Raw genomic sequence first — 1,195 nt, forward strand, 5'->3', positions numbered from 1 at the left:
AAAATAGGGAAAAAATGTATTGATAATCTAAGCCCCCTAATAGGCTTGTCCTATATAAAAATATTTTTATGCGATAGGGAGAAAGCCGGAGAGGGTTAGGGGGTGTGCGGAGGGGTGTGGGAATGTGGTAAACCTGAAAGGTTTTCCATCATTTCCATGCCCCGGAGCAGGGGGAAAGGGAGAGGTGGCTTTCTCTTTAAGCACCCGAAGGGTGCGCTCTTTGGCTCTTCCTTTCCCCCTATTCTTTCCCAGCAGTTTTCTTTGAGAGGTGGTATGTATGCCGAAGGATTATAGCGAGTGTTATGAGTATTTGAGCGCACAGTTTCCGGAAGTGGGGGGCTGCGAATTTTATAGGGAATTGTTCCCTGATAATGAAAATGCCGGGGAGATATATACGGATTTTTCTCACCCGAATGCCATTTATCTGTATAAGGACGAGCAGGCCGGGAAGGAACGCCGCCGGATTATGCTTAATGATACATGGGAACAGGACTACATGGATTATGTGGAGCAGAACCCTTTGACCTTGTGCAGTGGGTTAGTGTATCGTAAACGGGCGAACAAGCTGCAGAACGCCCAGCGTATGAACGCCCTTATATTTGATTTGGACGGTGTGGGGCTTGCGGAGCTGCGGAACTTGTTCCTGCGGTTTGGCGGTGATCCGGAAAAGGTGCGGCGGCTGCCTATGCCGACTTTTCTTGTTTTGTCAGGCACAGGGCTTCATGTGTATTATGTTTTCCGGGAGCCGGTGGATTTATACCCGAATATCAAAGTGCAGCTTAAAAGCCTGAAATATGACCTGACTTTCCGAATGTGGGAGTACAAGGCTACCTCAAAGCAACAGGCGATACAGTATCAGTCAATCAACCAGTGTTTCCGTATGGTAGGCAGCTTGAATGATAAGCATGGGACACATCTTGTGGCTTTTCGCACTGGCGAGCGTGTTACGCTGGATTATCTGAACGCTTATGCAAAACCAGAAAATCGGGTAGATGTAAATAAACCGTTTAAACCGTCTAAAATGACGAGGGCTCAAGCAAAAGAAAGATATCCGGAGTGGTATGAGCGTGTGGTTGTTCGGGGCGATAAGCGACGGAAACAATGGGATATATCCGGGAAAGTGCATGGAAATGATCCGTATGCACTGTATCATTGGTGGCTGCGGCAGATCGGCGGGATTAAAGGCGGGCACAGG

At 48.1% G+C, this 1,195-nt stretch carries 1 pseudogene; it reads left to right on the forward strand.

The window, feature by feature from the left end:
• Positions 1 to 277: 277 nt before the first annotated feature.
• A pseudogene (locus tag BUB35_RS18345) lies at positions 278 to 1,195 on the forward strand (hypothetical protein); the annotation flags it as partial.

This window comes from Anaerotignum lactatifermentans DSM 14214 (genome assembly GCF_900142265.1).
GTDB lineage: Bacteria > Bacillota > Clostridia > Lachnospirales > Anaerotignaceae > Anaerotignum > Anaerotignum lactatifermentans.